The sequence below is a fragment of the Rhodopseudomonas sp. B29 genome (genome assembly GCF_000333455.1).
In the GTDB taxonomy this organism is placed as follows: Bacteria; Pseudomonadota; Alphaproteobacteria; order Rhizobiales; family Xanthobacteraceae; genus Rhodopseudomonas.
Window position 1 is genome coordinate 1 of record NZ_BADD01000400.1, and the last position, 6,611, is coordinate 6,611.

Sequence of the window (6,611 nt, forward strand, 5' to 3'; positions counted from 1 at the left end):
CGCATGACGGGGATGGGCAACAGAGCGTGGCTGAGGCGGTCTGCTAACTTCCAGCTGATTAGTTCCGTCATGCCCGGCCTTGTGCCGGGCATCCACGTCTTGCTGCGTTGCCACGCCCAAAGACGTGGATGGCCGGGACAAGCCCGGCCATGACGATAATCTAGGATAGGAAAGGAAGGAGAGACTTACGACGCGATCGGTTCTTCCTGGCGCCATTGGTTGCCGGAGATCTTGGCGGCGGCGATCACGGCCTGGGTGCGGCTTTCGACGCCGAGCTTTTGCAGGATGGCCGAGACGTGGGCCTTGATGGTGGCTTCCGACACCCCGAGCTCGTAGGCGATCTGCTTGTTGAGCAGGCCCTCGGACAGCATCATCAGCACCCGGACCTGTTGCGGCGTCAGGGTCACCAAGCGGTCGCGCAGCTTGGTGGTCTCCGGATCGGCGGCCGCCGACAGGTCGACATCCGGCGGCACCCAGACGTCGCCGTCGAGTACCCGCAGGATCGCCTCGCCGAGCTTCTCGACGCCGAACCGTTTGGGTACGAAGCCGGAGGCGCCGAAATCGAGCGAGCGGCGGATGGTCTCGACATCGTCGCTGGCCGACACCACCACGACCGGAATGGCCGGATATTGCGCCCGCAGATAGATCAGCCCCGAAAAGCCGCTGATCCCGGGCATTTTGAGGTCGAGCAAGACCAGGTCGGTGTCGCCGTCGCGCTCGAGCATCGCGGTAAGTTCCTCGAAGGAACCGGCTTCCCCGATCTTGGCCTGCGACACCACGCTGGCGACAGCCAGGCGCAACGCGTCGCGAAACAGAGGATGGTCGTCGGCGATGATCAGATGCGTGGCGGCGGTGCTCATGATGTCCCTTACTCGCAGGCTTGAACCAAAAGCATGATGCATTCCGGCCCGCGGCTGCAGGTCGGACAGGAGTGTCGCCCTGGTTTGGACGGCCGGCAAGGCGAACGGTAAAGCCCTGTCAAAATCATCCTGCCTCCCGGTCGCAGCAAAAACATTGAGCAAGCGCAAGAATCCAGCCAAATCCGCTCCGAAAGTCGTAATGCCGGCTCCACCAAGGGATGGTAGCGTACAATAAGTGACCGTATCCACGTACCAAAACTCCGTGGAGCGGAAACAAAAAAACGCCATAGCAGCCCAAGGGGAGGCAACCGCCGATGTCCACACTCGCCGCGACGTCAGTCCGGTCCAGCGGAATGACCAAGGACGAGCGCTTCGTGATTCTCGCGTCGTCGCTCGGTACCGTTTTCGAATGGTACGATTTCTATCTGTACGGTTCGCTCGCCGCGATCATCGGCGCGCAATTCTTCAGCGCCTATCCGCCTGCCACCCGCGATATTTTCGCGCTGCTGGCGTTTGCCGCCGGCTTCCTGGTGCGCCCGTTCGGCGCCATCGTGTTCGGCCGGGTCGGCGACATCGTCGGTCGTAAATACACCTTCCTGGTCACCATCCTGATCATGGGCCTGTCGACCTTCATCGTCGGCCTGCTGCCCAACGCGGCCACCATCGGCATCGCCGCGCCGATCATCCTGATCTCGCTGCGCCTGCTGCAGGGCCTCGCGCTCGGCGGCGAATACGGCGGCGCCGCCACCTACGTGGCCGAGCACGCCCCGCCCGGCAAACGCGGCTACTACACATCCTTCATCCAGACCACCGCAACGCTGGGCCTGTTCCTGTCGCTGCTGGTGATTCTCGCGACCCGCACCATTCTGGGTGAAGCCGAGTTCGCCAAATGGGGCTGGCGCATCCCGTTCCTGGTCTCGATTGCGCTGCTCGGCGTTTCTGTCTGGATCCGGATGCGGCTCAACGAGTCACCGGTATTCCAGAAGATGAAGGACGAGGGCAAGAGCTCCAAGGCTCCGCTGACCGAAGCCTTCGGCAACTGGGGCAACGCCAAGATCGTGCTGATCGCGCTGCTCGGCGCCGTGATGGGCCAGGGCGTGGTCTGGTACACCGGCCAGTTCTACGCGCTGTTCTTCCTGCAATCGATCCTCAAGGTCGACGGCTACACCTCCAACCTGCTGATCGCGTGGTCGCTGCTGCTCGGCACCGGCTTCTTCATCGTGTTCGGCTGGCTGTCGGACAAGATCGGCCGCAAGCCGATCATCCTGACCGGCTGTCTGATCGCGGCGCTGAGCTTCTTCCCGATCTTCCGGGCGATCACCACCTACGCCAACCCGGCGCTGGAAAAGGCGATCGAGACCGTCAAGGTCCAGGTCGTCGCTGATCCGGCGGGCTGCGGTGACTTGTTCAACCCGGTCGGCACCCGCGTGTTCACCGCGCCCTGCGACACCGCGCGTGCGTTCCTGTCGCAGTCGTCGATCAAGTACTCGACCGTGAAGGCTCCGGCCGGCTCGGGCGTGAAGGTGATGGTGAACGACAAGGAGATCCCCTACACCGACGCCAAGACCTCCAATCCGGCGGTGCTGGCTGCGGCGCAGGAAGCCGGTTACCCGAAGGCCGGCAACGCCGAAGTGGTGAAGATGTCCAACCCGTTCGACATCTTCAAGCCCGCCACGGCGGCCGTGATCGGCCTGCTGTTCATCCTGGTGCTGTTCGTAACGATGGTCTACGGCCCGATCGCCGCGATGCTGGTTGAACTGTTCCCGACCAAGATCCGCTACACCTCGATGTCGCTGCCCTATCACATCGGCAACGGCTGGTTCGGCGGCCTCTTGCCGGCGACCGCCTTCGCGATCGTGGCCTCGACCGGCGATATCTACGCCGGCCTGTGGTACCCGATCGTATTCGCGAGCATCACGGTGGTGGTCGGCCTGATCTTCCTGCCGGAAACCAAGAACGTCGATATCAGCCGGACCTGACAGGCTCGCTGAGGCGCACGACTAACAACGGCCGCGGAGCGATCCGCGGCCGTTTTCATTTTGAAGTACGCCAGTTCACGACGGGCCAAACGGCCACGACTCGACGACGCAACTACGCGCGAAGCGTCATCCTGAGGTGCGAGCGCAGCGAGCCTCGAAGGATGCGGCTCCGAGTACCTGCGGCCCATCCTTCGAGGCTCGCCCTGCGGGCGAGCACCTCAGGATGACGCTGAGCGTTGTCATTGCGAGCGCAGCGAAGCAATCCAGCTCGGTGCACTGAGCTGGATTGCTTCGTCGCTTCGCTCCTCGCGATGACGGGGCGAATTACTACAGTGGTGATCACTTCACCATCCCGATGAACTGCAGTACCACCTCGCGGCGGTGGGGGCGGCGGCGGTGTTCGATGAGGTAGATGCCTTGCCAGGTGCCAAGCGCGAGGCAGCCTTGCAGTACGGGGATTTGTAGCGAGACCGAGGTCAGCATCGTCTTGACGTGGGCCGGCATGTCGTCCGGGCCCTCGGTGTCGTGCTGCCAGCGCGCCGTCTCCGGGGCCAGGCCGTTCAGCACGGTTGTGAGATCGGCCAGCACGGTCGGGTCGGCGTTCTCCTGGATGGTCAGTGACGCCGAGGTGTGGCGAACGAAAACGGTGAGACCGCCCTCGCCGGCTCCGGCCTCGGCGACGAACTTCGCCACCTCGCTGGTGATATCGATGAAGCCGGCACCTGACGTCTGAACGGTGAGAACCGACGAAGCGACCTGCGTCGCTGCGGCGATCGTGACCGGGGCGCGTGACAAGCTGCGCGTCGAACTCATGATATTGGTCGTTCCTGATACAGCGCGCGACTTATGTCCTGTCGCCGCCGGTGGCCTGGCGCTGGACGCGGTTGGCGACGTCGATCAGCTTGCGCCAGGCGCGCTCGAGAAAGCCCATCACCCGGTCGACATCCTGATCACTCGGCAACGGGATCTCGAGCTTGCGCTGGCCGTCCTTGTTGGTGATCTCGGGCTGCGGCAGCTTGTCGGACTTGGGCAGCGCCTCGGCAATCTTGCCGGACGACGTCCCGGCCGCAGTAAGCTGCGCCTTGAGCTGATCGTTGTCGGCCTTCAGCCGCTCGTTCTCGGCCTGCAGCCGGCCGATCGTTTCGTCATAAGCGGCGCGTTCGTCAGGCACAGCGTAGCAGGCCCAGCCGTCGCCTTTGTCGCGGCAGGTCGAAACCTGCCCGTTACGCGTGTCGAGGCGAAGCACGCCCTCGGTCGCCGGCTGAAACGTATAGCGGCCGTTCTCACTATCCGGCAGGTTCTCCGCCCAGGCAGAACCGGCGCCAAGCACGACCAGTGCAGCCAGACCCACAACGCGCGGCACGGTGCTGCCCCCTTTCGAAATCAGGTGAGTCGCCAGCGTCATCGGATGCTCCGTTGCTAGGCTGCCAACCCGCCCGATATGGGCGTCAGTCCGGCGCCCGGTAAGGCCCACGTCCGGATTTCAACGCGTCGTCCATTAGTTCGATCCGGTCCTGGCCCCAGAACACCTCGCCGTCCAGCACGTAGGCCGGCGAGCCGAACACGTCGGCGGTCATCGCATCGTGGCGATTCTGCTCGTAGGCGGCGGCGATTTCGCTGGAGGCGGCGCGCGCCACCAATTGCGCGCCCGGCAACCCGGCCTCGTCCGCCAGCGCCGACAGCACGGCCGAATCGGCGAGATCGAGTTCGCGCTCCCACACCGCCGGATAGGCTTTCTGGAGATAGGCTTCGGGATCGAGCCCCGCCTCGATGATCGCCAGCACCATGCCGTCGGCCAGCCGGGCATCGAACGGCCAATGCTTGGGCCACAACTTGAAGTCGAGGCCGCGCTTGTCACGCCAGCGCTGCAACTCGACCAGCCGATAGCGCTGCCGCGCCGGGTGACGCTTGGCCAGCGGCAGCCCCCCGGTTTCAGCGAACAGCCCGGTGAGCAGCACCGGCTTGTAGACCACCGTGAGACCATAGCGATCGGCGACCGCGCGGAACGGACCATGGCCGATATAGGCCCAGGGCGATTGCAGCGAGAAATAGTAGTCGACCGAGCGGGACATGCGGTTTCCGATGCTGGATGAGGCGGCGGGCAGCGAAAGGCTCGCCGCAGGGTAGCCTGATGCGAACGAGAGTAGCAGGCAAGCTTCGCCAGATCATAGCGCAGTGCGACAACGCTCTGCGGACAACTTGGCGCAGACTCGCCGAATCTCCAATAAAATCAGCCAAAACAATGCCCTAATGGGCTGCGACCGAATCTTGACTCGCCCCCATGCGGTCAGTATGGTCCGCGCGGCTTTCGAGGGTCACGGGGCGTTTTTTCCATTATTCTGCAGCACCTTTTTCGAGTCTCCACACAATGGCGGATGACACGCACAAAGGTAGCAAGCAGAGCGGTGGGAACGGCGACAAGACGCCCGAGGAAGCTGCGCTTTCCGCAAGGCTCGGAAGCCTGGAACAACGACTGGCCCATTCGCGGGACAGCCGGAAGATCCAGACGGACCAATCCGGATCAGGAAGTGAAGACGGACCTGCCAGAGCCTCGGCGATGGCGCTCGGTTTTCGGCTTTCATCCGAACTGGTCGCCGGCGTCCTCGGCGGAGCGGCTCTCGGTTGGGGCTTCGATCGTTTGCTGTCGATCTCGCCTTGGGGGCTCATCGTGTTCGCGCTGGTCGGTTTCATCGCCGGCGTGATCAACGTGATGAGGTCCGCGGGCGTGATGTCGAAGCAGTCCGAGCGGCTCTGACCAGATCCTTCAAGCGCCGACGATCGAGCGTATTCCGCGCAACGCGACACCGACAGACCGAGATTCGAATGGCCGCCGATCCGATTCATCAGTTCCAGATCCACAAGCTCTTCACCATCGGTCACATCGGCGGGCAGGAAATCGCCTTCACCAATTCGTCGGCTTACATGTTCGCCACGGTGGCGCTGATCGGCATTCTGATGCTGGCCTCGGGTCGTCAGCTGGTGCCGGGCCGCTTCCAGTCGATAGCCGAGCTGTCGTACGAATTCGTCGCCAACACGATCAGGTCGACGGCCGGCAAGGAAGGCATGAAGTTCTTCCCGCTGGTGTTCTCGATCTTCATGTTCATCTGCGTGTCGAACCTCGTCGGCATCATCCCCTATAACTTCACGATCGCCAGCCACATCATCGTGACCGCCGCGCTGGCGTTCCTGGTGTTCCTGACCGTCATCATCTACGGCTTCGCCAAGAACGGCCTGAAGTTCTTCAAGCTGTTCGTGCCGTCGGGCATCCCGGTCTTCGTGCTGCCGCTGGTCGTGTTCATCGAAGTGTTCTCGTTCTTCCTGCGGCCGATCTCGCACTCGGTGCGTCTGTTCGCCAACATGCTGGCGGGCCACATCGCGCTGAAGGTGTTCGCGAGCTTCATTCCGCTGCTGGCCGGCATCGGCATCGCCGGTTACTTCGGCGCCGCGCTGCCGCTGTTCATGGTGGTCGCCCTCACCGCGCTCGAGCTGTTGGTCGCATTCCTGCAGGCCTACGTGTTCGCGATCCTGACTTGCATCTATCTCAACGACGCGATGCATCCGGGCCACTAAGGCCACTCACAGACACCACCAACCAAACCCCAACAGGAGTTCGTTACAATGGATCCGATTGCCGCGAAGTACATTGGCGCTGGTATTGCCTGCATCGGCATGGGCGGCGCCGGCGCCGGCGTTGGCATCATCTTCGGCAACTACCTTGGCGCTGCGGTGCGCAACCCCGTCGGCCGCTCAAGGCCAGTTCGGCAACCTGATT

7 protein-coding genes and 1 pseudogene are annotated in these 6,611 nt (G+C 63.2%); 4 read left to right on the forward strand and 4 right to left on the reverse strand.

Annotated features, from left to right (window positions below):
• Positions 1-185: 185 nt before the first annotated feature.
• Positions 186-860 carry a response regulator transcription factor gene (locus I5M_RS14225; RefSeq protein ID WP_022722005.1) on the reverse strand — a complete coding sequence of 225 codons (675 nt, stop codon included), beginning with the start codon at positions 858-860 and terminating at the stop codon, positions 186-188.
• Positions 861-1,174: 314 nt separating this feature from the next.
• Here I5M_RS14225 and I5M_RS14230 point away from each other — a divergent pair, with 314 nt between their 5' ends.
• A complete protein-coding gene (locus I5M_RS14230; protein ID WP_022722006.1) occupies positions 1,175-2,839 on the forward strand; it encodes an MFS transporter in 1,665 nt (554 codons plus the stop codon).
• Positions 2,840-3,178: 339 nt separating this feature from the next.
• Here I5M_RS14230 and I5M_RS14235 read toward each other — a convergent pair whose 3' ends face one another.
• The 3 genes from I5M_RS14235 to I5M_RS14245 are packed head-to-tail and all read right to left on the reverse strand — an operon-like array spanning position 3,179 to position 4,911.
• Positions 3,179-3,652: a secondary thiamine-phosphate synthase enzyme YjbQ gene (locus I5M_RS14235; protein WP_022722007.1), complete on the reverse strand. Its 474-nt coding sequence runs from the start codon at positions 3,650-3,652 to the stop codon at positions 3,179-3,181.
• Positions 3,653-3,683: 31 nt separating this feature from the next.
• Positions 3,684-4,244 (reverse strand): hypothetical protein, encoded by a 561-nt coding sequence (locus tag I5M_RS14240; RefSeq protein WP_022722008.1) that lies wholly within the window; start codon positions 4,242-4,244, stop codon positions 3,684-3,686.
• Between the two features lie 43 nt (positions 4,245-4,287).
• The gene (locus I5M_RS14245; RefSeq protein WP_022722009.1) at positions 4,288-4,911 is read right to left on the reverse strand and encodes a 2-hydroxychromene-2-carboxylate isomerase; all 624 of its coding nucleotides are present in this window, start codon (positions 4,909-4,911) and stop codon (positions 4,288-4,290) included.
• Between the two features lie 296 nt (positions 4,912-5,207).
• On the opposite strand from I5M_RS14245, the gene I5M_RS14250 reads away from it, so the two are divergent.
• From I5M_RS14250 to I5M_RS31420, 3 genes and pseudogenes are all read left to right on the forward strand, one after another.
• Entirely contained in the window at positions 5,208-5,594 is a 387-nt protein-coding gene (locus I5M_RS14250; RefSeq protein WP_022722010.1) for an AtpZ/AtpI family protein, read from the forward strand.
• A gap of 68 nt (positions 5,595-5,662) precedes the next feature.
• Complete coding sequence (locus I5M_RS14255; RefSeq protein ID WP_022722011.1) at positions 5,663-6,409, forward strand: F0F1 ATP synthase subunit A; 747 nt, start codon at positions 5,663-5,665, stop codon at positions 6,407-6,409.
• Between the two features lie 48 nt (positions 6,410-6,457).
• Positions 6,458-6,611, forward strand: a pseudogene (locus tag I5M_RS31420) (ATP F0F1 synthase subunit C); the annotation flags it as partial.